General features: G+C 59.1%; 19 protein-coding genes and 3 tRNA genes. 2 read left to right on the top strand and 20 right to left on the bottom strand.

Annotation, left to right across the window (positions count from 1 at the left end; genetic code table 11):
- Positions 1 to 30: 30 nt before the first annotated feature.
- Complete coding sequence (locus ACRDT3_RS00565; RefSeq protein ID WP_431491099.1) at positions 31 to 1,269, top strand: exonuclease domain-containing protein; 1,239 nt, start codon at positions 31 to 33, stop codon at positions 1,267 to 1,269.
- An 88-nt stretch (positions 1,270 to 1,357) separates the two neighbouring features.
- On the opposite strand, the gene ACRDT3_RS00570 is transcribed toward ACRDT3_RS00565, so the two are convergent.
- The 11 genes from ACRDT3_RS00570 to ACRDT3_RS00620 all read right to left on the bottom strand — a co-directional run bounded on the left by ACRDT3_RS00570 (position 1,358) and on the right by ACRDT3_RS00620 (position 12,511).
- Positions 1,358 to 2,812: an FAD-dependent oxidoreductase gene (locus ACRDT3_RS00570; RefSeq protein ID WP_431491100.1), complete on the bottom strand. Its 1,455-nt coding sequence runs from the start codon at positions 2,810 to 2,812 to the stop codon at positions 1,358 to 1,360.
- Positions 2,813 to 2,829: 17 nt separating this feature from the next.
- Entirely contained in the window at positions 2,830 to 3,609 is a 780-nt protein-coding gene (gene cobA / locus ACRDT3_RS00575) for a uroporphyrinogen-III C-methyltransferase (protein ID WP_431491101.1), read from the bottom strand.
- Positions 3,602 to 4,420: an ABC transporter permease gene (locus ACRDT3_RS00580; protein ID WP_431491102.1), complete on the bottom strand. Its 819-nt coding sequence runs from the start codon at positions 4,418 to 4,420 to the stop codon at positions 3,602 to 3,604. Before ACRDT3_RS00580 ends, cobA begins: the two co-directional genes overlap by 8 nt.
- Before the next feature lie 10 nt (positions 4,421 to 4,430).
- A complete protein-coding gene (locus tag ACRDT3_RS00585; RefSeq protein ID WP_431491103.1) occupies positions 4,431 to 5,174 on the bottom strand; it encodes an ABC transporter ATP-binding protein in 744 nt (247 codons plus the stop codon).
- Positions 5,174 to 6,271 carry an ABC transporter substrate-binding protein gene (locus ACRDT3_RS00590; RefSeq protein ID WP_431491104.1) on the bottom strand — a complete coding sequence of 366 codons (1,098 nt, stop codon included), beginning with the start codon at positions 6,269 to 6,271 and terminating at the stop codon, positions 5,174 to 5,176. Before ACRDT3_RS00590 ends, ACRDT3_RS00585 begins: the two co-directional genes overlap by 1 nt.
- Entirely contained in the window at positions 6,258 to 7,553 is a 1,296-nt protein-coding gene (locus ACRDT3_RS00595; RefSeq protein ID WP_431491105.1) for a sulfate adenylyltransferase subunit 1, read from the bottom strand. The genes ACRDT3_RS00590 and ACRDT3_RS00595 overlap by 14 nt, the downstream gene beginning before the upstream one ends.
- A 1-nt stretch (position 7,554) precedes the next feature.
- Positions 7,555 to 8,478, bottom strand: coding sequence for a sulfate adenylyltransferase subunit CysD (cysD, locus tag ACRDT3_RS00600; RefSeq protein WP_431491106.1), 924 nt, complete (start codon positions 8,476 to 8,478; stop codon positions 7,555 to 7,557).
- A 10-nt stretch (positions 8,479 to 8,488) separates the two neighbouring features.
- Positions 8,489 to 9,211, bottom strand: coding sequence for a phosphoadenylyl-sulfate reductase (locus ACRDT3_RS00605; protein ID WP_431491107.1), 723 nt, complete (start codon positions 9,209 to 9,211; stop codon positions 8,489 to 8,491).
- On the bottom strand, positions 9,208 to 10,908 hold the full coding sequence (locus ACRDT3_RS00610; protein ID WP_431491108.1) for a nitrite/sulfite reductase: 1,701 nt from the start codon (positions 10,906 to 10,908) through the stop codon (positions 9,208 to 9,210). Before ACRDT3_RS00610 ends, ACRDT3_RS00605 begins: the two co-directional genes overlap by 4 nt.
- Positions 10,909 to 10,975: 67 nt before the next feature.
- A complete protein-coding gene (locus ACRDT3_RS00615; RefSeq protein ID WP_431491109.1) occupies positions 10,976 to 11,716 on the bottom strand; it encodes a sirohydrochlorin chelatase in 741 nt (246 codons plus the stop codon).
- A 30-nt stretch (positions 11,717 to 11,746) separates the two neighbouring features.
- Entirely contained in the window at positions 11,747 to 12,511 is a 765-nt protein-coding gene (locus tag ACRDT3_RS00620) for an SDR family oxidoreductase (RefSeq protein WP_431491110.1), read from the bottom strand.
- Positions 12,512 to 12,970: 459 nt separating this feature from the next.
- Here ACRDT3_RS00620 and valS point away from each other — a divergent pair, with 459 nt between their 5' ends.
- Positions 12,971 to 15,589 carry a valine--tRNA ligase gene (gene valS, locus ACRDT3_RS00625; RefSeq protein ID WP_431491111.1) on the top strand — a complete coding sequence of 873 codons (2,619 nt, stop codon included), beginning with the start codon at positions 12,971 to 12,973 and terminating at the stop codon, positions 15,587 to 15,589.
- 319 nt (positions 15,590 to 15,908) lie between these two features.
- Here the strand turns inward: valS and ACRDT3_RS00630 are convergent, their stop codons facing one another.
- The 9 genes from ACRDT3_RS00630 to ACRDT3_RS00670 form a co-directional block, all read right to left on the bottom strand.
- Positions 15,909 to 16,916 carry a trypsin-like serine peptidase gene (locus ACRDT3_RS00630; protein WP_431491112.1) on the bottom strand — a complete coding sequence of 336 codons (1,008 nt, stop codon included), beginning with the start codon at positions 16,914 to 16,916 and terminating at the stop codon, positions 15,909 to 15,911.
- A 948-nt stretch (positions 16,917 to 17,864) separates the two neighbouring features.
- Positions 17,865 to 18,473, bottom strand: a complete 609-nt coding sequence (locus ACRDT3_RS00635) for a DsbA family protein (protein ID WP_431491113.1) — start codon at positions 18,471 to 18,473, stop codon at positions 17,865 to 17,867.
- A 43-nt stretch (positions 18,474 to 18,516) separates the two neighbouring features.
- A complete protein-coding gene (gene clpX, locus ACRDT3_RS00640) occupies positions 18,517 to 19,809 on the bottom strand; it encodes an ATP-dependent Clp protease ATP-binding subunit ClpX (protein ID WP_431491114.1) in 1,293 nt (430 codons plus the stop codon).
- Between the two features lie 167 nt (positions 19,810 to 19,976).
- Complete coding sequence (locus tag ACRDT3_RS00645; RefSeq protein ID WP_105658463.1) at positions 19,977 to 20,636, bottom strand: ATP-dependent Clp protease proteolytic subunit; 660 nt, start codon at positions 20,634 to 20,636, stop codon at positions 19,977 to 19,979.
- Positions 20,637 to 20,683: 47 nt separating this feature from the next.
- Positions 20,684 to 21,307 carry an ATP-dependent Clp protease proteolytic subunit gene (locus ACRDT3_RS00650; protein WP_431491115.1) on the bottom strand — a complete coding sequence of 208 codons (624 nt, stop codon included), beginning with the start codon at positions 21,305 to 21,307 and terminating at the stop codon, positions 20,684 to 20,686.
- 223 nt (positions 21,308 to 21,530) lie between these two features.
- Positions 21,531 to 22,862, bottom strand: coding sequence for a trigger factor (tig, locus tag ACRDT3_RS00655; RefSeq protein WP_431491116.1), 1,332 nt, complete (start codon positions 22,860 to 22,862; stop codon positions 21,531 to 21,533).
- 87 nt (positions 22,863 to 22,949) lie between these two features.
- Positions 22,950 to 23,024: transfer RNA gene (locus ACRDT3_RS00660), tRNA-Pro, on the bottom strand.
- A 156-nt stretch (positions 23,025 to 23,180) separates the two neighbouring features.
- A tRNA-Pro gene (locus tag ACRDT3_RS00665) sits at positions 23,181 to 23,255 on the bottom strand.
- Between the two features lie 142 nt (positions 23,256 to 23,397).
- Positions 23,398 to 23,472 (bottom strand) — tRNA-Pro (locus tag ACRDT3_RS00670).
- Positions 23,473 to 23,874 lie beyond the last annotated feature (402 nt).

Here is a 23,874-nt window from a genome sequence, read left to right on the forward strand (position 1 = left end):
GAACTAACAATCTTTCTCCCAGGAGCGGTCATGAGCGACGAATTCTTTTCCATCGTGGATACCGAAACCACCGGCCTGTTCCCCGGAGGGAACGACCGCATCGCCGAAATTGCGATAGTCACCATGAACCGGCAGGGCACGATTGTCGACTCGTGGGAAACACTGATCAACCCGCAACGCGATCTTGGCAAGCAATCAATCCATGGCATCCAGAGCCGCGATGTGCTCGATGCGCCCAGCTTCAAGGACCTGGCAGAAGAACTGCATTGGAGGCTATCGGGCACAGTGCTCGTGGCACACAATCTTTCATTCGATTCCAGATTCCTTGAGGCTGAATTCCGCAAGTGCGGCCTGCCGGTGCCCGAGACCTTCCTGGCGCAAGGAATGTGCACCATGCGAATGTCCCACCGCTACCTTCAAGGCGCAGGCCGCTCGCTTCAAGACTGCTGCGATTCCTTTGGCATCGAGTTGCAACAGGCTCACAGCGCAGTGGGAGATGCGACGGCCACAGCGACATTGCTTTCGCGCTACATGGAACTGGATCCCGATGAACCAGAATGGGACGGACGACTGCGTTTAGCCTCGGCAGAGCGGTGGTTTGATTCCACGCCGCGCTCGCGCGTCGTTCCAGTTAAGCGGTCCCAATACAGAGCTGAATCCGCCGGGCACTTCCTGGAAAAGCTTGCGGCCCGCTTGCCGGAATTTTCGGGCACGGCTACGGAGGAGAACTACTTGGCCGTACTGGATTTAGCTTTGATGGACCGCTACGTATCAGCCCATGAAGAAGCCCAGCTGCTCCAGGCCGCCACTGAAATTGGTTTGGATAAGCACCAAGCGCTGAGATTGCACGAACTGTACTTCCAACAGCTTGTCGCAACGGCTTGGTCCGATGGCGTACTGACCGAAGACGAACTAGCCGATCTGGCGGAGGTCATCGGATTGCTAGGACTTCCGCCGCAGCGAATCGAGGTAGCCAAGGTGGCGCCGGTGGCTTCCGAAGTTAATGAACCCAGCCGCGAGCCTCAGGGCAATCATCAGATCGATCTCGGCGCCATGGTGGTGCTCACCGGCGATATGACTCGTCCGCGTTCGGAGATTGAAGCTCAGCTTGCGTCCGCAGGATTCACCCCTCATCGCGCGATCACCAAGAAAGTAGCCTTGCTGGTGGCCGCGGATCCTGATTCTCTCTCCGGCAAGGCCAAGAAAGCACGTGACTACTGCATCCCTGTTGTCGGCGAAGATTATCTTTGGAACACCCTACTCAGCTGACACCTGCGCCAGGTACAGCAATGGGCAGTGTCCCTCGGCAAATTTGCCGAGGGACACCGCCCATAGTTGCTAGAGCCCGGGGTGAAACTTACAGGCTCTCAACCAATTTTTTTGCCGAAGAGAATTCCATCATCGCTTCGCGCTCTACGACTTTGACGCGGTCGCGAGTGATCTCGCCGAAGCGAGTGGAAACGGTGCCGGCTGCGGCGCCCAGTTCCTTCTCGTGTGCGTCCAAGTTCTTCCAGCCATCCCAGTTGGAGAAGTTCACGCCGCGGCTTTCGAGCAGTTCCGAGATCTTCTGGGAAGAATCCGGCTGCGCCAGCTTAGTGAGGTCTTCAAGCAAGTGGGTAATGGTCTCCAGGGCGTCGCCCTTGGTGTGGCCAATCAGCCCAATCGGGCCACGCTTGATCCAGCCAGTGGCATACAGGCCGGGAACGTGGGCGCCGGACGCGTTCAGCACGCGGCCTTCCACGTTGGGCAAAACGCCCTTGGCACCGTCGTATTCGATGTCGTTGACTGCCGAACCGAAGTAGCCGACGGCACGGTAGATGGCCTGCAGCGGGTACTCGACGAATTCGCCGGTGCCGCGGGCGCCGCCATTTCCGTCGAGCTCGTTGCGCTCCACCTTCAAGCCGGTGACCTTGCCTTCTTCGCCCAGTACCTCGACTGGCGACTGCAGGAAGTGCAGGTGCAAGCGGCGCGAGGCGCTTGGGGCTTCTTCGCGCTCTTCCTGCTCGATCAGCCAGTTGGTCAAGGTGGAGACCATGGTCTTGGTCTGGTTATTGGTCTTCATGGCTTCATCCGAAGCCTTGTCGAACTCGAAGTCCTCTGGGTACAGGACGATGTCAACGTCCTTGGAGTGCGAGAGTTCGCGCAGTTCCAGCGGGGTGAACTTCACCTGGGCCGGGCCACGGCGGCCGAAGACATGCACATCGGTGACGGCCGAGTCATTCAGCTGCTCGTAGATGTGCTCAGGGATTTCGGTTTCCAGCAGCTGGTCAGCATGCTTGGAAAGGATGCGGGCCACGTCCAGGGCAACGTTGCCGTTGCCAATGACAGCAACTTCCTTGGCGGACAGGTCCCAGTTCTTGTCAACATCTGGGTGTGCGTCATACCAGGACACGAAGTCGGCGCCTCCGAAGGACCCTTCAAGATCGACACCTGGGATGTTCAGGTCTGCGTCCTTCTGGGCACCGGTGGAGATGATCACTGCGTCGTAACGGGTATGCAGGTCTTCCAGCGAGATGTCGCGACCCAAGCCGACGTTGCCGTAGAAGTCGATCCAGTCGTTGTCCAGCACCTTGTGCAGGGCGTTGATGATGCCCTTGATACGCGGGTGATCCGGGGAAACTCCGTAGCGGATCAGACCGAATGGCGTAGGAAGCTCGTCAAAGAGATCAACGTGCAGCTTCAGTTCGCCCGATGCGACCGGCTGGCTCTTGTTGAGCAGGTCAGCGGCGTAGATGCCGGCCGGACCGGCACCAACGATGGCAACACGCAGCGCCCGGGAATTGAGGTGCTCAGGGACGATAATTTCACTCATCAAACAACTTCTCTTTCTTAGTCAACGAATGAGGCCGGCGCGGTGGCATCGGCATTCTCTAGCGGCAGGAGGTCTACCAGTTGGTCGGAGGCTTCCGGGGCTAGCCGAACGACGTCACCAATAACGATAACGGCCGGATTCGCCACTGCGGCCTTGCGGGCGCGCTTTACTATCCCTTCTAGCGTACCGATAGTTGTGCGCTGCGTCTGTGAGTAACCTCGCTCAACTATCGCAATCGGTGTACTTGACGGTAAACCACGGGTAAGCAATGTCTCAACAATTTGTGGCAAATTCGATACTCCCATCAGCACCGCAAGGGTGTGATCGGAGCGGATCGGCACGTCCGCGAGTTCGCTGTGGCCGCTGACTACGGTAAAACCGGCCGCAATTCCCCGGTGCGTGACGGGAATGCCAGCGGCCATGGGCACGGAGACTGCACTGGTAATGCCCGGAATCACACGCGTAGGGATCCCGTATTTCGCGGCGTAGAGCAGTTCCTCGCCGCCGCGTCCAAGTACAAACGGGTCGCCACCTTTGAGGCGAACTACCCGCTTACCCTCTAAAGCGTACTTGACCAGTAATTCATTGGTTTCATCCTGGGTTTTGACGTGGCAGCCTGGTGACTTGCCCACATCGACGACAACCACGTCATCGGAAAGTTCTGCCAGCAACGCGGTAGGTCCCAGCTTGTCGGCCAAAACCACTTCCGCGGCAAGCAGGGCCTTATAGCCGGCGATGGTAATCAGCTCGGGATCCCCCGGTCCACCGCCAATCAGGGTGATATGCCCTTTAGCCATTGTTTTCTCCCGTTCGGGTCATTCCTCGATCGCGCAACAGCTTGCGTTCAATCGGAGCAAAAAATACTAATTCGATCAGCACACCCACCAGCAGGATGGTCAAGATCACCAGCATGACCAATGGCAGGTCTGCCAGATCGCGACCCCGTTGCAGCAGTGAACCGACGCCTAGGGCCAGCGAACCGCCCACCGCAATCAATTCGGCAGCCATCAACGAACGCCAAGCAAAGGCCCAGCCCTGACGCAGTCCGGCTACATACCCTGGCATGGCAGCTGGCAGCTCAATGTGCAGCACATGCTCCCACTTGGAGGCACCGAGCACCTTGGACAAGGACTTGTACTGCGCTGGAATCATGTCGATTCCGGCGAGCAGGCCATTGATGATGGATGGAATCGCGCCGAGCAGCAGAACCGTGTAGATGGTCGCATCGCTCAAGCCAAAAAGAATGATTGCCGCGGGGACCCACGCAATGGACGGCAATACCTGCATGGCCGATACCAATGGCCCCACCCCCTTGCGCAACAGCGGCTGATGCGCCAGCAACAACGCCAGTGGGGTGGAAATAATCACGGCAATCGCGAACCCGCTCACTGCCCGGAACAACGAATTGCCCACGGCCGCAACCAATGATCCATCCGCCAGCAATTGCGGAAGCTTAGCCGCGACAGCCAGTGGACCGGGGAAAAGGTCTTCGCGCAGTGGGCTTGCCCAGGAAATAATTTGCCACATGCTCAGAAGTACAACCACAGTGAGCAAGGGGGCAACCCATGAATCGAGCTGGTTGTTCGGGCGTAGCTTGATAACGCGCACGGGTTTGAACCTAGTTCGAGATTCTGTCAGTGAGCTCATGTTTCCGTTGCTCCTTTCTGAGAATTGTGGTTAGTTCATCGGCCAATGCGGCGGCCTCGGCTGGGTTATTGCGTAGTTCGCCGGTGATCCGGCGAGTCTCCAGGATGCGCCCAGGGTGCGAAGAGAGCACCAGAATGCGGCCGGAGAGTCGAATCGCCTCACGCACATTGTGGGTGACGAAGATGATGGTCTTGCCCGTCTGCCTCCACAAGGCCCGCAACTGCTCATGGAGCATGTCACGCGTGATGGCGTCCAGGGCGGCAAATGGCTCATCCATCAACAAAACCTGGCGGTCCTGAGCCAAAGCCCTGGCCAAAGCGACGCGTTGGCGCATGCCGCCAGAAAGTTCATGCGGCTTCTTCTCGCTTGCATGCCCCAGCTGAACGAGGTTGAGCAGTTCCTCCACGCGTTGCTGGCGTTCCGGAGCTGGCTTCCCCGCGAGCTTGAGCGCCAAGTCAACATTCTCGCTGGCAGTCAGCCACGGCAGGAGGTTGGCATCCTGGAACATGAATGCCGCGCCGTCTTCAGGTACTTCAAGCCAACCGGAGCTTGGCGCCAGTAGCCCAGCAATCATGTTGAGCAAGGACGACTTGCCGCAGCCTGAGGCCCCCAAGACAGCGATAAACTCTCCGTCTTCAATTTCTGCACTAAGGCGATCTATGACCAAGCCAGTTCCTGGATAGCTCAGGGAAACTTCATTCAGCCGTACTCCCATTACTTCTCCTGCTGGTCAAGAAAACGCTTATCCACGAGTCCGTCTGCGTTACCGCCAGACCCCACTCCCACGGCTAATGCGTGGTCCACGAGTGACTGGTAGGTTTCAGGCAGTGGGTCCTCGCTGAAGTGCACCTGCTTCAAGGCTTCAGCGATCACTGATTCGTCAAAAGAACTTCCGTTGGCTTCGACCAAAGCTTTTTGCACAGCCCCCAACTTTTGTTTTTCGTCCGCGTGATTGAGCCAATCGATGGCTTGGGTATTTGCATCGACTAGCTTCTGCACGGTTTGCGGATGGCTAGCCATGAATTCCTTGGAGACCACCAGAACCGTGGTCGGGAACTTGCCGTCGGGCCAGAGCTCGGCTTCATTCACCAAGCGGTGTCCCCCGTCCTTCTCGACTAGCAATGATGCGTAGGGCTCCGGAAGCCAAGCGCCATCAATTTCACCGCGGCCAAAAAGCTGTGCGACGGTTCCGTTGGAGCTCGGGGTCACTGTGGCGTCCTGCTTCAAGCTCAGACCCTTCAGGTAGCTGCGCAAGGCAACATCCTGGGTTCCGCCGAACTGCGGGCTGGCCAGATTGCTGCCGGCCAGTTCCTCGGGCTCAGTGATCTTCTTGTCCACAACCAGGCTGGCTCCGCCGTAGGCGACGCCGGACACCACGTTCAAAGACTCGCCATGGCTGGACAGGTAGCTGTTCAACGCTGGGTTTGGCCCCAGATACGCGGCGTCGATGGCCCCCGAGTTCAAAGCTTCTACGGCTGCCGGTCCCGCGTTGAATATCTGGCTTTGGACACGGGTACCGTCTTCTTCAAGGAGATCTTGGAGAAGACCTTCGGACTGGGCGATCAAGGCCGGGGCATGGGTGAGGTTGGCGAAATAGCCAACCTTCAGCTCATCTGCCGGTCCGTGATTTGCCGCCTGTGCTGGTACTTCATTTGGTCCTGGAAGAAACGTCGTCGCCACAGCAACTGCGCTCAATGCTCCGACCGCCGCTAGCCCGAGGAAGCGTCCTCGGAAGCCGGTCTTCTGCCCATGAGCCGTCAGCCGGACCCTCCCTTGGTTTCCTGTTGGCTGGCCAACATCAGGCTGCTTCATTATTTTCCTCGATGATCCCCGCCGCAAGGGTGCGCCCCGTAGCTGGATCGATCAGCAGGAAGCTTCCGCCAGTGCGCGAGGTGGCGTACTGTTCGATAGCCAATGCTGCCTGGCTGCGCAAGGTAATCCGGCCCAGGTCGTTGAGCTCCAAGGACTGGGCGGGCTGCTGCGAATAGTCGGCCACGTTGATGACATAGTCGATGGTCGACAGCTTGGCTGCAGCGACCTTGGTACCGTGCTTGATCAACAGCCGTTGGCCGTTAGTGAGCTTCACTGGATCTAATACGCAGATGTTCGCCTGGAACTCCCGGTGCGCCGTTGGCAGTTCGCCGGCGACGATGGTGTCGCCGCGGGCAATATCCAAGTCGGTCTCCAGCTCGACAACGATGGCGTCGCCGGCCTGGGCGCTGTGCGCGGTACCAGCAGGGGTGCTGATGGCCTTGATCCGGCTGCTCACGGGCTGGCCGTTGGAGAGCACCTGCACGGATTCCCCCACGGCCAAGCTGCCATCAACTAGAGTTCCGGCATATCCGCGGTAGTCGCGGTACGCTTCCGGGTCCAGGCCTGGAGCCAAGGCGCCCTGCGGGCGGATCACGTACTGGACATCCAGACGGGCAGTGCCTCCGCCGAGCCGTGGCTCGATGTCTTCGAGCAGCCCCAGCAAAGTCGGGCCGGCATACCAGTCCGCGGAAGCCGAAGGATCGACGATGTTATCTCCCTGAAGCGCGGAGACCGGGATGACAGTGGTTGATTTCAGGCCGAGTTCTCCGGCGAGCGCGAGTACTTCGGCCTCGATCTGGCTGAAGGCCGCTTCGTCCCAGTCGATCAGGTCCATCTTGTTCACGGCGATGACCAGCTGCGGAACCCGCAGCAAGGCGAGCACGCCAAGGTGGCGCCGGGTCTGCTCCAGCACGCCGTTCCTCGCGTCAACCAGCACGATCGCCGCGTCTGCGGTCGACGCGCCGGTGACGGTGTTGCGGGTGTACTGCACGTGTCCGGGGCAATCGGCCAAGATGAAGGACCGCTTGTCGGTGGAGAAGTAGCGGTAGGCCACGTCGATGGTGATGCCCTGCTCGCGTTCGGCGCGCAGCCCGTCGGTGACCAGCGCCAGGTCCAGGGTCCCTTCGGCCCCGCCGAATCCCCGTTCCGCGCTGGTACGCGCCAGGTCGTCGAGCGAGTCGGCGAGGATGGCCTTGGCGTCATGGAGCAGGCGGCCCACGAGGGTGGACTTGCCGTCATCGACCGAACCGGCGGTAGCGATGCGCAATAGTGTGGTGGTCATCTTAGAAGTACCCTTCGGTCTTGCGGTCTTCCATTCCCGCGGCGGAAATACGGTCATCGGCGCGGGTGGCTCCGCGTTCGGTGATGGTGGCGACGGCCAATTCATCGAGCACCTTCGCCACGGTGTCGGCAGCGGAGAGCACCGCACCGGTGCAGCTGGCGTCGCCCACGGTGCGGTAGCGCACCTGCTTGACGACGATCGGCTCATCGGCGTTGGGCTGGCTGACCGGGGTCAGTGCCCGCCACATGCCGTCGCGTTCGAAAACCTGGCGGCAGTGCGCAAAGTAGATCGGGGGCAGCTCGATGTTCTCGCGCTGGATGTACGCCCAGATATCGCGTTCGGTCCAGTTGGAGATCGGGAAGGCGCGCACATGCCAATCCGGCTCGTGCCGCCCGTTGTACAGGCTCCAGATTTCCGGGCGCTGGTTGCGCGGATCCCAGACGCCGAACTCGTCGCGCAGGGACAGGATGCGCTCCTTGGCGCGGGCCTTGTCCTCATCGCGGCGCGCCCCGCCGAAGACCACGTCGAAGCCGTTGGATTCGATGGTGTCCAGCAGGACCCGGGTCTGCAGGCGGTTGCGGGTGCCGTCGGGCAGCTCGGCCAGCTCGCCGCGGTCGATGTACTCCTGCACGGAGCCGACGACGAGGTTCAGCCCGTACTTTTCCACGACCGCGTCGCGGAAGTTGAGCACCTCGGCGAAGTTGTGGCCGGTATCGATGTGCACCACGGGGATGGGCACGCGGCCCGGGTAGACGGCCTTGGCCAGCAGGTGGAGGACGACTACCGAGTCCTTGCCGCCGGAGAACAGCAGTCCCGGCTTGTCGAATTCGGCGAGCACTTCGCGGATGATGTGGATTGATTCGGCTTCCAGGGCGTCCAGGACGCTGCGCTGGGTGCCTGCGGGCGCGTTAGCGGTGATGGTCATGATTCGCTCCTTAGACGTGGATTCCGCATTCGGTTTTGTTCAGCCCGGCCCAGCGGCCGGCCCGCGGGTCCTCGCCCTCGGCTACCGGCCGGGTGCAAGGCTGGCATCCGATGGACGGGTAGCCGTTGGACAGCAGCAGGTTCACGGGTACTTGATGCCCGGTGGCATAGTCGATCAGCTGATCGAAGCTCCAGGGGGCCACGGGATTGAATTTGACCAGTCCGTGCTTCTCGTCGAAAGCGACCAGGGGCGTGTTGCTGCGGGTCGGAGCCTCGTCACGGCGTACCCCGGTGAACCACGCGCTGTATCCGGACAGGGATCTGGCCAGCGGGTCCATCTTGCGCAGCTGGCAGCAGGCGGCCGGATCCCTGGAGAACAGGTCCTTGCCGAACTTCGCATCCTGTTCGGCCACGGTCAAGGCAGGCAGCACGTCGACGATGTTCACGTCCAGCGTGCGGGCCACCTCGTCGCGGGTTCCATGGGTTTCGGCAAAGTGGTATCCGGTTTCTAGGAACAGCACATCGACCTTGGGCAGCTGCGCGCAGACCAGGTGCGGCAGCACGGCATCGGCCATCGAGCAGGCCACCGCTACCTCGTCGGCTGCGAGGTGCTCAGCAGCGAAAGCGACGACCTGGGCCGCTGTGGCATCCCAGCCCAGCTCGGCGGCGCCCAGCTTGGCGATGCGCCGCAGTTCAGCCTCGCTGCGGGTACGTACTGGGGTCGGCTTGCTCATTTCAGGTCATCCTCTTCAGCTCGGTGGGCCCAGGCAGCGAAGGATTCCCCTTCGGCAGCCGAGGCCGAGTAGTTCTTCACTACCCGCTCCACGTATTCGGGCAATTCATCAGCCGCGACCTTGAGCCCGCGCACCGTGCGCCCCAGGGCGGCTTCGCCATTTTCGAAACCGGCCAGGGTGCCACCGAGGTGAACCTGGAATCCGGAGACCTGTTCTCCCTGGTCGTTGGTAATCAGCTGCCCCTTGAATCCGAGGTCCGCGGTTTGGATGCGGGCGCAGGAGTTCGGGCAGCCGTTGACGTGCAGGGACAGCTGGCGAGGCAGTTTGCCCTCGTGGTCGGCCAGGCGATCCTCGATTTTTGCTACCGCGTCAATCATGGTGTCTTTGGTGTCCACAATGGCCAGCTTGCAGAATTCGATACCGGTGCAGGCAATGGCCGAACGCTTGAAAAAGCTGGGGAATGCCTCCAGGCCCAGGGCGCGAGCCGAAGCGACGAAGTCCTGCACCTGCTCTTCTGCGATGTCCAGGGCGATGATCTTCTGGTGCGGGGTGGTGCGCAGCCGGGTGGATCCATGGGCTTCGGCCAAATCGGCAAGGCCGGTCAGCGCAGTACCGGATACGCGACCAGCCGGAGCGGTCAACCCGATATAGAACTTGCCGTCCTTCTGCTCGTTGACCCCGCTGTGGTCTCCTGCTTCGGTGGGTTGCTCCGGCAACGGACCGTCGGGCAGCTCATAGCCCAGGTACTCATCTTGCAGCACGTGGCGCATTTTTTCCGTGCCCCATTCGGCCAGCAGGAACTTCAGGCGTGCGCGGTTGCGCAAGCGGCGGTATCCGTAGTCCCGGAAGATGGAAACAACGCCCTCCCAGACATCCGGTGCCTGCTCTTCGGTCACGAAGGCGCCGAGGCGTTCGCCAAGGCGGGGGTTGGCCGACAGCCCGCCGCCGACCCACAGGTCGTATCCGGGGCCGAGTTCCGGGTGGACGGTGCCGATCAAGGCGATGTCGTTGATTTCGTGGACGACGTCCTGGCTTGGGTGGCCGGTGATGGCGGTCTTGAACTTGCGCGGAAGGTTCGCGAATTCCGGCTTGCCGATGTATCGCCGGGAAATTTCGGCGATCACCGGGCTGGGATCGATGATCTCGTCCTTGCTGATGCCCGCGACGGGAGAGCCGAGGATGACACGGGGCACGTCGCCGCAGGCCTCGGTGGTGTGCAGACCGACGGCTTCCAGCCGCTGCCAGATCTCCGGGACATCGACGACGTCGATCCAGTGCAGCTGGACGTTCTGGCGATCTGTCAGGTCGGCGGTGTCGCGGGCGAAGTCAGTGGAGATCTGGCCGATGACGCGCAGCTGCTCGGTGGTCAGGGCGCCGCCGTCGATGCGCACGCGCAGCATGAAGTAGCGGTCTTCAAGTTCTTCGGGGCTCAGCGTCGCCGTCTTGCCGCCGGGGATCCCCTGGGCACGCTGGGTGTAGAGGCCCCACCAGCGGAAGCGGCCGTGCAGATCCTCGGGTTCAATGGAATCGAAGCCCTGCTTCGAGTAGATTTCCTCGATGCGCTGGCGCACGTTCAGGCCGTTGTCGGCGGCCTTCATCTCTTCGTTGGCATTCAACGGGGCAGGGCCGTCGATTTTCCATTGGCCGTTGGGTTTTGCCGCTCTTGTGGAGCGAACTGGTGTGGTTGTCTGCGTCATGTCCACCAGCGTAGGAACTGCCCCCAGGGGGTCGGCAACCTGCCGGTGTCACATGGCTACGCGTTGCCTAACGAGTTAGGACTTCGTCATCTGGAGACATGAAAAGCTCCTCTTCGAGCGCCTTTTGCAGTCGTACAAGGAAACATTGAGCAATCATTACGTCAGGAAGCAAGGGGCTTGTCACCACGCCTGCCCCCGTGCTAGCCAGCTTCTGCTGGAAGAATCCGTCGGCGAGCAGCGAGCTGAGCACGAGCACTGGACGCGCGGCAGCATTTCCCACGACGTCAGCGATCCGCGGCTGGGCCCCTGCGCAGTAGCCCACCTGCACTTCGCGCTCCAATAGGACAGCGAGCTGCTCGGCGAGATTCTTGACCTGGTTTTGGCCGACTTCCAATCTCGTGCCCGCCGCGGCCAAGACGACGAGCGGGTCGTTGGCCAGATGCCCTGCGGCGCGTTGCGCCAGGACCTTGGCCAGCTCCGGCAGCGGACCCAATGGCAAGGCGGCGGAAGTTCCCGCGCGCGAGGCGACCGCCTGCGCTATGTCGTGCGTCGTATGAACCCCGTCGGAGACCAGCAGCGGCAAGACCACTGCCGGCTCGCCTTCAGGCAAGGCGGCGATAACCGTTTCAAGCCGGGGCTCTTGGACATCCACATAGGCTTCGTGCCAGACAAGCCGCACCGGGAATCGCTCTTCGCTCCGCCGTTCCAGATCGGCACGCAGATCATGGATTAGTTGCTGCCCGTTGGCGTTGTCCGTGCCGTGGGATGTTGCTACGACATGTATCTTCTGCTGGGTCGCTTGACTCATGAATTGATCCTCACCGATGTTGTTGGGCACCTATTTGGCGCTGCGCACTAGCTTGTGGTTGGCGGCCTGCGCCTGCGGGCGGATGACAATCTCATCCAGATTCACGTGGGCCGGGGCGCTGACCGCATAGCGGATGACTTCGGCAACGTCTTCACCGGTCAAGGGATTCTCCACACCGGCGTAGACGTTGTCGGCGGCGCTCTGGCTTCCCAGGCGACGGAGCGCGAACTCTTCTGTCTGCACCAGGCCGGGCAGGATCTCGATTACCCGCAGCCCATTCTCGACTTCTTCAAGACGAAGCGCCTGGGTCATGGCACGTTCAGCGGCCTTTGCCGCATTGTAGCCGCTGCCGCCTTCGTAGCTGGCCAGTGCGGCGGTGGAGGTAACGTTCAAGACGGTGCCTCGCGCCTCGCGAAGCTGCGGCAGCAGTGCACGGGTCAAGCGCATGGTTCCCATGACATTGGCTTGCCACATGAAGTCCCAGTTTTCATCGACCGCGTCGGCCCAGGTTTCGGTTCCACGCGCACCGCCGGCGCAATTGACCAGCGTATCGGTGCCGCCTTGCGCGGTGACCCTTTCTACCAGTGCGTCGACATCGGCCTGCACGCTGACATCTGCTGGCACCGCGATCGCACCGCATTCAGCGGCGAGCTTTTCCAAGCGGTCGGCCCTGCGGGCTACTGCGAAGACGGTCCATCCTTGTGCGCGCAACGCACGGACTGTTGCCTGGCCGATTCCGCTGGAAGCTCCGGTAACAACGGCCGAACGGGAAGAAGTCTTATCTGTAATTGTCATACGTCAACTGTAGAACCAGATCATTACCAGTTGGTAAGGCATGAATTTCTCTTACATTTCATGCGGCGAGATTTTCTTCCGGGCCAGGCCCTGGAATCCAGGGTGGCGCGCGGCGGCGGTGCCACCAGGGCCATGGCCGATGCTGTACTGCCTGCGCCTACTGCGCGGCGGCAACGTGCAGCGGGCGCGACTGCCGGAGGAATGCAATCGGAGGGAATGTCTTGCGTAAGCGGAGCCGTGCAGGAATGTGCCAACGCCTGGCGGCGCTGCTATGCCCGGGTGCACCGTGTCGCTGGTGCGGGCGGCAAGGTGATTCGGCGTTCGTGGCAGGACGGCTGAGCCAAGGGCCACCGGTCCGGCACAGGCTTTTGATCCAGCTGGTCCCGGCTGGACAGCGGCGTGGTGCAAGCCATGGGCAACAATGTCTTGGCGCCCGGCAAAACATGGAAGAATAGACGCATGGCAGAAGAAAACTTGGGCACAGACACGCCCGCAACGGTTTCCGTTCCTGACAAGCCCGCTTTGGAAGGCTTGGAAGAACGTCTTTCGTCCCGGTGGCGCACCGAGGGCACCTATCACTTCAATGAGGACACGACTCGCGAAGCCGTGTACTCCATCGACACTCCCCCGCCAACAGCTTCGGGTTCGCTGCACGTAGGACACATGTTCTCGTACACGCAGACCGACGTGTTGGCTCGCTACCAGCGCATGATCGGCAAGAACGTGTTCTACCCACTTGGTTGGGATGACAACGGCTTGCCTACCGAGCGCCGCGTGCAGAACTACTTCGGCGTCCGTTGCGACCCGACCAAGCCTTACATCGAGGGCTACCGTCCACCGGAAAAGCCTGCGAAGAACCAGCGCGACTGGGATGTCATCAGCCGCAAGAACTTCATCGAGATCTGTGAAGAGCTGGCGGTCGAAGACGAAAAGGTCTTCGAACAGCTGTTCACCACCCTGGGCCTTTCGGTGGACTGGCGCATGACCTACCGCACAATCGACGACAATTCGCGTGCAACTTCGCAGCGCGCCTTCCTGGACAACCTGGCAAAGGGCGACGCCTACATGGCTGAAGCTCCAACCCTGTGGGACGTGACCTTCCGTACCGCAGTGGCCCAGGCCGAACTCGAAGACCGGGAAATGCCCGGCGCCTACTACCGCTATGCATTCGACGCTGAAAACGGCGAGCAGGTCTTCATCGAGACCACCCGCCCGGAACTGCTCGCTGCTTGCGCCGCGCTGGTGGCTCACCCCGATGACGAGCGCTACCAGCACCTGTTCGGCAAGACCGTCACCTCGCCGATCTTCGGCGTTCCCGTCACCGTTCACCCGCACCCATTGGCCCAGGCCGATAAGGGTTCGGGCATCGCCATGGTGTGTACCTTCGGCGACTTGACCGACGTGACTTGGTGGCGCGAACTGCAGTTGCCTACCCGTCCGATCATCGGACGCGACGGCCGCATCCTTGCAGAGACCCCAGAGTGGATCACCACCGAGGCCGGCAAGGAAGCGTACGCCCAGATCTCGGCAAAGACCGTATTCTCCGCCAAGGAAACCGTCGTTGAGATGCTCTCCGATGCGGGTCTGCTCGATGGCGAGCCCAAGAAGATTTCCCGTCCGGTGAACTTCTTCGAAAAGGGCGACAAGCCACTGGAAATCGTGACCTCGCGCCAGTGGTACATCCGCAACGGTGGCCGTGACGAAGAGCGACGCAACCAGATGATCGCCCGCGGCCAGGAAATTGATTTCCACCCGTCGTTCATGCGCTCGCGCTACGAGAACTGGGTTTCCGGCCTGAACGGCGACTGGCTGGTTTCCCGCCAGCGCTTCTTCGGCGTACCGGTACCAGTGTGGTACCAGGTCAACGAGCACGGCGAGCCGAACTACGATGCACCGCTGTTGCCAACCATCGATCAGCTTCCAGTTGACCCGGCAGCAGACGCTCCGACCGGCTACACCGAGGACCAACGTGGCGCCGCTAATGGCTTCATTGGCGATGCCGATGTACTGGACACCTGGGCAACCAGCTCGCTGACCCCGCAGATCGCGGGCCGTTGGGGCCGAGACGACGAGTTCTTCTCGAAGGTCTACCCATTCGACCTGCGCCCGCAGGGCCACGACATCATCCGCACTTGGCTGTTCTCCACCGCGGTTCGTGCAGATTCCCTGCACGGCAATGCTCCGTGGAAGCACGCTGCGATTTCGGGCTGGATCCTGGATCCGGACCGCAAGAAGATGTCCAAGTCCAAGGGCAACGTGGTTGTTCCTAACGAAGTCCTGGATAAGTTCGGCGCTGACGCCGTACGCTACTGGGCAGCCAGCGCCAAGCTGGGTGCCGATACCGCGTATGAAATCAACCAGATGAAGATCGGCCGCCGCCTGGCCATCAAGATCCTCAATGCCTCGAAGTTCGTACTGAACTTGGGTGCCACCGATGCCAACGTCCTGACCGATGATGCTTCGGTAGTCACCAACGGGCTCGACCGCTCGCTGCTCGCCCGCCTGTCGACCGTAATCGAAGATGCCAAGCGCGCTTTCGATAACTACGACTACGCTCGCGCACTGGATATCACCGAGTCGTTCTTCTGGTCGTTCACCGACGACTACGTAGAACTGGTCAAGGATCGCGCATACGGTGGCCACGGCGACGCCGAGCAGGCTTCGGTTCTGGCTACCCTGGCTACCACCTTGGATTCGGTGCTGCGACTGTTCGCACCGTTCCTGCCATTCGCGACCGAAGAGGTTTGGGGCTGGTGGCGCACCGGGTCGGTACACCTGACCCAGTGGCCAAGCACCGGGCACTTGTCTGCTGCAGTTGAGGGCGCCGATCCTGGGGTACTGCCTCTGGTTGGCGTAGCACTCTCGGGCATCCGCAAGGCCAAGTCCGATGCAAAGGTCAAGCAGCGCACCGAGGTGCTTTCGGGCGAAATCCACGCTCCAGCAGCTCAGGTTGCCCAGCTCAAGGCAGGCTTCGAGGACTTGAAGTCCGCAGCTAATGCCCGCGAGCTGACCTTGGTTGAAGCCGACGGTGAATTGACTGTCACCAACGTGGAATTGGCTCCGGCCGAAGAAGCGTAAAAGCAGTTAACGAGAACCGGTTGCCAACCCTTCATTGGGATGGCAACCGGTTTTGTCGTTTCTACTCCTGTTCCTCCCCCGCATCGGGATGATCCGTCTGGGGTGGAGATTCACGAGTCTTTTCCATAGGCCGAGCTGCGCGTCGACGTTTGTCGGTGAAGTATTTCAGCTGGTCTTCCGCGCTGCGCTCAAGACGATGTTTCTGGACCGGGCGCTTGGTCCCATCAGCTGACGAACGTCCGTCGGTCATCATCTTTCCCATCTAATCGAAGCCAACGGCTAGATCCCCATCGATGTCCAGCCACTGGCGCATGCGAGCTTAGTTCTGTGCGCTCTGGTACGCCTGCTGGATCACCGAGCCCCAGTATGGGCCGAACATGGTATCCCGCACCGAGCTGTACCCGAAGCTGTTCACAGAGTTCTGGTAGCCGTCCGAACCGCTCCCCAGGAACCATGGGCCACCCGACGAGCCGCCGGTCATGTTGCATGGAATGCCCTGGGACTGGGTCTGGCCAAAGGGATCGTCGCTGGAGTAGCCGTTGCACGACTGCAAGGTCTCGCCATTGAATGGCGAAGCAGCCGGGTAGCCGTAAGCGGTGTACTGCTCGCCGCGAGCCTGGTTGAAAGCAACGCCGGAAGCGCCAACGGCATCGGTCAAGGTCGCACCGCCGCTGGTGCTGACGACGGCGAAACCGGTGTCATAAGTGATGTCTCCGCCATTTGACCATTCAGTTGGTGCCACCAGCTCGGTCGCCGCAAAAGAACCGTATGGTGCGCTGCCGTTTTCATAGGCCGGGACGAAGACCCAACGGGTTGCGAACGAGCCGGGTCCCTCATTCAGGCAGTGGCCCGCAGTGGAGACCGTTGACTCATTGGAGGAGACCACCGCGTTGCCAGAGCAAACATAGTCCGATCCACCGAGGGTGAAGAAGACCTTACCGATGTGGGAGACCGGAGTTTCCTGGGTCGAGCGGGTTTTTCCACCCTTCGTCTGGGACTGCTTGCCGGCAGCAACCTCCGCTCCATGGCCCGACACCTTGGCAGGCTTGCCAGCTTCGACCTTGGCAGCCGAACCCGATTTTCCAGCAACGAGTGAATCTGCGTTCTTTGCGGCTTTCATCCGGTCTGCGGTCCAGTAGTCAACCGCAGCTTCAGCCTTCTGCTCCGAGATCGTGATTGACTCTATGTCGCCACCGGTGGTCGTTGGCGCTGCCGAGGCCATGGGTGCCACGCTGAGCATCAGTGCGCCTGCAAGAGCTGCGGCACCTGCCAGCTTGCGGCGCCCTTTGCCCTTGGATGAATCCGTAATTAGAGAACGAATTTGCACGATTTAACTCCTTGTCCAGTGGCTTCTTTGCCACTATCGATGGGGGTGCTGTTGCACTCGTGGAAAACAGTCAAACACACACTTCAAGCATTTTCTACAGGAATGTTTCCCTCCGTCGGCCGTGTCGAGCATCTCCAGCGGCCTTCAATTTGTGAAGCAAAATACCCCGAGAACAGATACTTTTATTCGCAAGCCCGCAGCGACCACTGCACTTGATTCCAGAGCAAATAGATCGGCTGATTACACCCCCCCACCCCAAAATACTTGTGAGTCAGATCACCACATAGCCATTCGGGTCCGTCCCCACGCTTCGGGCCAACCACTGCCAATTTATGAAACAGAAGTTTCGGTAACAGATACTTTTGAGGTGTCGCTTGGCCTGAACACGAAGAAAAAAATATGAGTTAATTAGACTTCGAAAATGGACTTATTCACCCTTGCGAGCAGTGGGTTGTAGTGAATATTGCCCCTGAGCGATTGCTTCCATGCGGCACACAGTGGCACCCTTGCCGGGATTTGCCAGCACAATTTGCGCTTGCGGCCAAGCAGGCACCGGCGCCCAGAGCCATTATTCATGCTCCAGACTCGGCCAAGCCAAGGAATCGGAAATTGCTGAACCACAGGCTCCGGGCATTGGAACGCTCCGTCTTATGAACACTGTGCAAGGGCCAAGCTGCAGCGATGTTATCCCGCCGAGGCCGCAAAAGCTTGGTGCCGAAGGTTCCGGGCCGACGCCATGCAGAACCAGCTACATGATGGAGGTAACCACTACATTGATAGAAGGAGCGTTTCCTTCCATGGTGCAGCAGCCGTCGGGTCGGATGCCGCATCATTCCGAGCGCTATTCTCCGACGCAACAGAGCCTTCCCGGCGTTGCAGGCGCACCGGTCAAAAACAAAGGACGTTGCCTCACCGTGAGGCAACGTCCGTTGAACAATGAATTTCCGCTTAGTCGAAAATAGGGCTTTCGGTGCGAGTACGCTTCATTTCGAAGAAGTATGGGAACGATGCGAGCTGCGCCGCGGCATCAAACATCTTTCCTGCATCTTCCCCGGTTGGAATACGGGTGATGACCGGACCGAAGAAGGCAACGCCATCAACAGCGACGATTGGCGTACCTACATCCTGTCCCACCTTGTTGATTCCTACCTCGTGGCTGGAACGCAGTGCTTCATCATTGGCATCGGTATGTGCAGCCTCAGCGAGTTCCGCTGGCAGGCCGACCTTCTGCAGTGCCTTGGCAATTACTTCATCACGGTCTTCGATCTTCTCGTAATGGAATAGTTCGCCCATAGCGGTGTACAGGCTGTCTTTAATCTCATCGCCATGCTCCTGGGCAGCGCGGGTAACCACACGTACCGGCCCCCACGAGCTGTCCATCTTTGCGCGGTAGTCAGCCGGAAGGTCGCGTCCTTCGTTAAGCATCGAAAGGCTCATGACGTTCCAGGTCACGTCGATGTTGCGGACCTTTTCTACTTCCTTGATCCAGCGGCTCGTTGCCCAAGCGAATGGGCAGATTGGATCGAACCAAAAATCAACATGCTGACGTTCAGCCATGAACTACCAACTTTCTTCGGAAAGGAACTTTTTCTAACGCGGTCTATGCGGACTTCTTGTCTCGCTTGGCTACCATCGCGTGAGAGAGCATCGTGGGCTCTACGCGATCAATTACGGTTGCGCGAGTTATAACCACTTCAGCGACGTCATCACGGCTTGGCAAGTCGAACATCACTCCGCCAAGTGTTTCCTCCAGAATCGAACGCAAACCACGTGCGCCCGTCTCCCGTGCAATGGCCTGCTCTGCGATGGCATCCAGTGCCGACTGATCGAAGCTCAAAGCCACGCCGTCCATCTGGAACATCTTCTGGTACTGCTTGAGCAGTGCGTTCTTCGGTTCGGTCAGTACGCGAACCAATGCATCCTTGTCCAGGTGCTCCACCGTAGTGATAACCGGCAGTCGTCCAATGAATTCTGGAATCAGTCCGAACTTGAGCAGGTCTTCGGGACGAACATCCGAATAGGAAGCGGTTTCAGACTTCAAAGCGGTCAGCGGGGCACCAAATCCTATGCCCTTCTGTCCTGCCCGAGAAGAAATAATTTCTTCCAGTCCGGCAAAGGCGCCGGCAACGATGAACAGGATGTTGGTGGTGTCGAGCTGAATGAAATCCTGATGAGGGTGCTTGCGGCCACCCTGGGGTGGCACCGCTGCAACTGTACCTTCGAGAATCTTCAGAAGTGCCTGCTGGACGCCTTCACCGGAAACATCTCGGGTGATCGAGGGGTTCTCGCTCTTGCGGGAAATCTTATCGATCTCGTCAATGTAGATGATGCCCGTTTCAGCCTTCTTGACGTCATAGTCAGCAGCCTGAAGCAGCTTGAGCAGAATATTTTCCACATCTTCACCTACATAGCCCGCTTCAGTCAGGCTCGTTGCGTCGGCGACAGCGAAAGGAACGTTCAGCTTCTTCGCCAACGACTGCGCCAGATACGTCTTACCGCATCCAGTAGGACCAATAAGCATGATGTTGGACTTCGAGACTTCCACGTCATCCAACGGATCTTCGTTAGTCAGCGCTGCAACAGGACCGTGATCCTGGTTGCCGTGGATGCGCTTGTAGTGGTTGTAGACAGCGACCGAGAGTGCACGCTTGGCGTTCTCCTGGCCGATGACGTATTCCTGCAGCGAATTAAAGATCTCACGTGGCTTGGCCAGGGAGAACTCCTCATGCACCTGCTCTTCGGCAAACTCTTCAGCAATGATTTCGTTGCAGAGTTCGATGCATTCAGTACAAATGTAGACACCATGGCCTGCAATTAGCTTCTTAACCTGCTTCTGGCTCTTCCCGCAGAAAGAGCATTTCAACAGATCCGAGCCTTCACCCATGCGTCCCATCGCACCATTCTCCCGTTTACTTGAGTAGCTGTGGACTTACTCAATTCTAGGCTAGTTGTCCCCCAAATTAGATGAATATGGCGGTTTACCTGTGTTGTGCCGTCTGCCTTTGGGCAGACCAACAACTAGGTAAACCGCCATTCATCCTGGATTATTCCAAGTATGCGCTAGCTTCCCAGCTGAGCACGGTTCAGCTTACGAGGAGTCAATACCTCGTCTACGATGCCGTATACCTTGGCTTCGCTAGCAGTCATGAACAAGTCACGCTCCACGTCGCCGCGAACCTTCTCGACGTCCTGGCCGGAGTGGGACGCAATGGTCTCTTCCAGCCAGCTGCGCATGCGCATAACTTCCTCGGCCTGGATCTGCAGGTCAGTTGCGGTGCCGCGTTCGCCGCCACCCATTGCTGGCTGGTGGATCAGTACGCGTGCGTTGGGCAGGGCCAAACGCTTGCCCGGGGTACCAGCTGCGAGCAGAACTGCTGCTGCCGACGCCGCCTGGCCAAGGCATACGGTCTGAACCTCTGGGCGGATGAACTGAATCGTGTCGTAGATTGCAGTCATCGCGGTGAAGGAACCACCTGGCGAATTGATGTACAAGGTAACATCGCGCTCAGGGTCCATGGATTCCAGGACCAGTAGCTGGGCCATAACGTCATCGGCCGATGCGTCATCAACCTGGGCACCGAGGAAAATAATACGATCCTCGAACAGCTTTGCGTAAGGGTCCTGGCGCTTGAAACCGTATGGGGTGCGCTCTTCGAACTGTGGCAGGATGTAGCGGGCCGACGGCATCTGACCGCTAACGGCTTCCGGATTGAAGTTCATGGTTTTCTCCTAGGACAAATCTTGGGGTATCAAGCGGTGCGGTGCGACTATTTGTTGTCGTCGCCTACAACACCGGTGACCGAGCCTGCGTGGGTTGCGATCTGATCGAAGAAGCCGTACTTCAGGCCATCTTCTGCGGTGAACCACTTATCACGCTGGTTGTCGATAAGGATCTGCTCAACGCTCTGACCGGTCTGTTCCGCAGTCAGCTCGCTCATGACCTTCTTCATGTGCATGATCAGCTCGGCCTGGATCTTGATATCCGAGGCGGTACCGCCGATGCCGCCCGATGGCTGGTGCATCAGGATGCGTGCGTTCGGCGTAGCGAAACGCTTGCCTGGGGTACCCGAGGACAGCAGGAACTGGCCCATCGATGCGGCCAGACCGGTTGCTACGGTCACGACGTCATTCGGGATGAAGTTCATGGTGTCGTAGATGGCCATGCCAGCGGTGATCGAACCACCTGGCGAGTTGATGTACAGGTAGATGTCCTTCTCAGGATCCTCTGCCGAGAGCAGCAGCAACTGCGAGCAAATGGCATTCGCATTGTCGTCGCGGACGTCGGAGCCCAGCCAGATGATGCGCTCCTTGAGCAGGCGGTTGTAGATGTAGTCATCACGGCCGGCCGGCTCTGCGGCTGCCATAGTGGGAGTGCGCGAATCATTTGACATGTTCTCTACCTCTTCCAAACGTGTAGATCAGTTTCTGGAATCTCTGTTTCTAATCCCATAGCTGCAACTGGTTACTTTGAGATTACTTACTTCAAGTCAATCTTGGGCCGTTTCATGCCCCTGTTTCGCTCACGGCGCATGATGCACGCCTGAAGCGAACAAAAATGGCCATCGGCAGCTTGTTTTGAACAAGCGGCCGATGGCCATCAGAGTTTAGTGAAGACTACTTAGCCTCTTCGGCCTCAACCTCAGCAGCTTCTTCTTCACCGGCTGGCTTTACGAAGGAGGTCAGGTCAACTGCGGCACCGTTGGAATCGGTGACCTTAGCGAACTCGAGAACCTTTGCCAGTGCCTTGCGGCGGCGAACTTCGCCCATGAGCATTGGAACCTGGCCTGCGCCGTCCAGCATCTGTGCGAACTGGTTTGGCTCCATGCCGTACTGGCCTGCGGTCTGCACGATGTAGTCGATCAGCTCGGACTGCTCGACGCCAACTTCCTCAGCGTCTGCAACAGCGTCCAGGATGATTTCGTTCTTGAAAGCACGCTCGGTGTTCTCGCGAACCTCAGCACGGTGCTCTTCGGTGTCGTGGTCAGCTTCGGCGTCTGGTGCGTTGAAGTGCTGCTCGATCTGCTCTTCGATGACCGATGCAGGAACAGGAACCTCAACCAGTTCAACCAGCTTGTCCAGAACCAGCTCGCGAGCCTCTACGCCCTGCTCGACAACCTTGCCCTCTGCAGCGTCCTTCGACAGGTTCTCGCGCAGTTCGGCGATGGTGTCGAATTCCGAAGCCAGCTGAGCGAAGTCATCGTTAGCTTCTGGCAGTTCGCGCTGCTTCACAGCGTTGACTACAACCTTGACGGTTGCGGTCTTGCCGGCGTGCTCGCCGCCAGCCAGGGTGGTCTCGAAGGTTGCATCTTCGCCAGCGGACAGGCCGGTAACGGCTTCGTCCATGCCCTCAAGCATGTTGCCGGAACCGATCTGGTAGGACAGGCCCTGAGCGGAGTCGACTTCTTCGCCTTCTACGGCAGCGGTCAGGTCAATGGTCACGAAGGAGTCCGCAGCTGCTGGAGCTTCGACTTCCTTCAGGGTGCCGAAGCGGCCACGCAGGTCGTCGAGAGCCTTCTCGATGTCCTCGTCAGCAACTTCCTTGGCTTCAACGGAAACCTCGATGCCCTTGTAGTCCGGAAGTTCAACCTTCGGACGCACGTCTACCTCAAGGGTGAAGACCAGCTGGCCTTCGCCTTCGTTTTCGAGGGATGGCAGTTCGGTGATGTCTACCTCTGGGCGGGACAGTGGGGTGAGTTCGTTCTCAACCATTGCCTTCTGGTAGTACTCGTTCAGACCTTCGTTAACAGCGGTCTCGATGACGTGGCCGCGACCGACGCGCTGGTCGATCATCTTTGCAGGAACTTTGCCCTTGCGGAAGCCCGGGATCTGAATCTGCTGAGCGATGGTCTTGTACGCCTCATCGACGCGGGGCTTCAGTTCCTCGTAAGGAACTTCAACGGTCAGCTTAACCCGGGTCGGGTTGACGTTTTCGACGGCGCTCTTCACAGCGTTGTACTCCTGAGTTGTCTAATATTAGGTCTAATCTGCAAAAAACCCCGCAACATGGTGGCGTTGCGGGGTTGTTCGACAGAGTCGGGGTGACAGGATTCGAACCTGCGACCTCACGCTCCCAAAGCGCGCGCTCTAGCCAAGCTGAGCTACACCCCGATTAGCAGTGAACAGTCTAACCCGAGTCATCCTGTATCCACTAATCGTTTGTGATGCTTACTAGTTACTTTTTAAAGTTCTTAGTGATCACAAGATCTAAATTATATTTAGCTCTCAATTTTCACGGGCTAAATCCGAAGATTTTCACTCGCAAAGTCGGGGTGACAGGATTCGAACCTGCGACCTCACGCTCCCAAAGCGCGCGCTCTAGCCAAGCTGAGCTACACCCCGATTAGCCAGGAAGCCGCATCATAGGATGACTGGCTCCAACTAACCGTCTTGCTTGAATACCGAGGATTTCTCAATCTTCACTACTCACGAGGACTGATCTCTCAATTCTCAATTCTACGACTGAATTCCTCCAGTCATAAAGTCGGGGTGACAGGATTCGAACCTGCGACTTCACGCTCCCAAAGCGCGCGCTCTAGCCAAGCTGAGCTACACCCCGGTAAAGTTCAGAAGAAAGCTTGTTTCATCTGGACTAACCGTTTTGCAATCTGTCCGGGAATGTTTTGTTTCCCGTGCTGATCACAAGAAACTAAGTTACACGGGTTCGAACCAAAAGCAAAATCGAGGATTCTGCATGTCGCACAAGGACATCCGCGTGATTTCGCGGTTTTTCTGGTTTCACATGTCCAAATCGGGCCCAAATTCGCAATTTCGTGAGTTGAATTACAGGTAAATTCTCAAAAATCTCAATGCTCGCATCGCTAGGCTGCTGGACGTCGAGATCCTCCAATTCCCCTTGAACCTGCAGTTGCGACCAAGGGTACGGCAGATCGATTGTTCGGGAGAATCATGCTGCCAATTTTGCTTTCACCCGGAATCAGGCAATGGGCACTGGTTGGCG

It is taken from the genome of Glutamicibacter sp. (genome assembly GCF_050701915.1).
In the GTDB taxonomy this organism is placed as follows: Bacteria; Actinomycetota; Actinomycetes; order Actinomycetales; family Micrococcaceae; genus Glutamicibacter.

Excerpts from the sequence above, each read along its gene's own strand:
- ACRDT3_RS00590 (WP_431491104.1), bottom strand. The coding sequence starts at position 6,271 with ATGAAGCAGCCTGATGTTGGCCAGCCAACAGGAAACCAAGGGAGGGTC.
- ACRDT3_RS00620 (WP_431491110.1), bottom strand. The coding sequence starts at position 12,511 with ATGACAATTACAGATAAGACTTCTTCCCGTTCGGCCGTTGTTACCGGA.
- clpX (WP_431491114.1), bottom strand. The coding sequence starts at position 19,809 with ATGGGACGCATGGGTGAAGGCTCGGATCTGTTGAAATGCTCTTTCTGC.
- ACRDT3_RS00585 (WP_431491103.1), bottom strand. The coding sequence starts at position 5,174 with ATGGGAGTACGGCTGAATGAAGTTTCCCTGAGCTATCCAGGAACTGGC.
- ACRDT3_RS00595 (WP_431491105.1), bottom strand. The coding sequence starts at position 7,553 with ATGACCACCACACTATTGCGCATCGCTACCGCCGGTTCGGTCGATGAC.
- ACRDT3_RS00565 (WP_431491099.1), top strand. The coding sequence starts at position 31 with ATGAGCGACGAATTCTTTTCCATCGTGGATACCGAAACCACCGGCCTG.
- ACRDT3_RS00615 (WP_431491109.1), bottom strand. The coding sequence starts at position 11,716 with ATGAGTCAAGCGACCCAGCAGAAGATACATGTCGTAGCAACATCCCAC.
- ACRDT3_RS00610 (WP_431491108.1), bottom strand. The coding sequence starts at position 10,908 with ATGACGCAGACAACCACACCAGTTCGCTCCACAAGAGCGGCAAAACCC.
- valS (WP_431491111.1), top strand. The coding sequence starts at position 12,971 with ATGGCAGAAGAAAACTTGGGCACAGACACGCCCGCAACGGTTTCCGTT.
- ACRDT3_RS00605 (WP_431491107.1), bottom strand. The coding sequence starts at position 9,211 with ATGAGCAAGCCGACCCCAGTACGTACCCGCAGCGAGGCTGAACTGCGG.
- ACRDT3_RS00650 (WP_431491115.1), bottom strand. The coding sequence starts at position 21,307 with ATGTCAAATGATTCGCGCACTCCCACTATGGCAGCCGCAGAGCCGGCC.
- cobA (WP_431491101.1), bottom strand. The coding sequence starts at position 3,609 with ATGGCTAAAGGGCATATCACCCTGATTGGCGGTGGACCGGGGGATCCC.
- ACRDT3_RS00570 (WP_431491100.1), bottom strand. The coding sequence starts at position 2,812 with ATGAGTGAAATTATCGTCCCTGAGCACCTCAATTCCCGGGCGCTGCGT.
- ACRDT3_RS00635 (WP_431491113.1), bottom strand. The coding sequence starts at position 18,473 with ATGGCTGAACGTCAGCATGTTGATTTTTGGTTCGATCCAATCTGCCCA.
- cysD (WP_431491106.1), bottom strand. The coding sequence starts at position 8,478 with ATGACCATCACCGCTAACGCGCCCGCAGGCACCCAGCGCAGCGTCCTG.
- ACRDT3_RS00645 (WP_105658463.1), bottom strand. The coding sequence starts at position 20,636 with ATGAACTTCAATCCGGAAGCCGTTAGCGGTCAGATGCCGTCGGCCCGC.